This is a genomic window from Streptomyces cyaneofuscatus (assembly GCF_000718135.1).
Taxonomy (GTDB): domain Bacteria; phylum Actinomycetota; class Actinomycetes; order Streptomycetales; family Streptomycetaceae; genus Streptomyces; species Streptomyces cyaneofuscatus.
Genome location: NZ_JOEM01000072.1, coordinates 1 through 447 on the forward strand (window position 1 = coordinate 1; position 447 = coordinate 447).

Here is a 447-nt window from a genome sequence, read left to right on the forward strand (position 1 = left end):
AGATTCCGGTGGATCGTCCGCGTCCGGTGGTGAAGTCGTATGAGGGTGACCGGGTGGGGTTCTCGGTCGGTGAGGGTGTGCTGGCGGGTTTGCGGCGGGTGGCTCGGGAGGAGAGCACCACGCTGTTCACGGTGTTGGCGGCGGCGTATGCGTTGGTGCTGGGGCGTGCGGCAGGGCAGGACCGACTCATCCTCGGCACCCCTTCGACCAACCGAAACAGCCACGAACTCGAAGGAGTGATCGGTAACTTCCTTGACCTCCTGCCGATCCCGGTCGATGCCGGTGGGTCAACCCTGCGCGGACTCGTGCAGCAGGTCCGCGCCGAGTTCCTCCGCGCGCACGAACTGACTGGGGTGTCGTTCCGGCAGTTGGTGGATGGGTTGGGGGTTGGGCGGGATTTGTCGACGTCGCCGTTGGTGCAGGCGGTGTTGGCGTTGCAGTCGGTGG

Annotated in this window: 1 protein-coding gene; it reads left to right on the forward strand. The window is 66.0% G+C overall.

Translation table 11 applies throughout. The annotated features are described in order from the left end of the window. Positions 1–447 (forward strand): condensation domain-containing protein (locus IF17_RS01000000136920; RefSeq protein ID WP_032773171.1); only part of this gene is annotated, 447 nt, incomplete at both ends.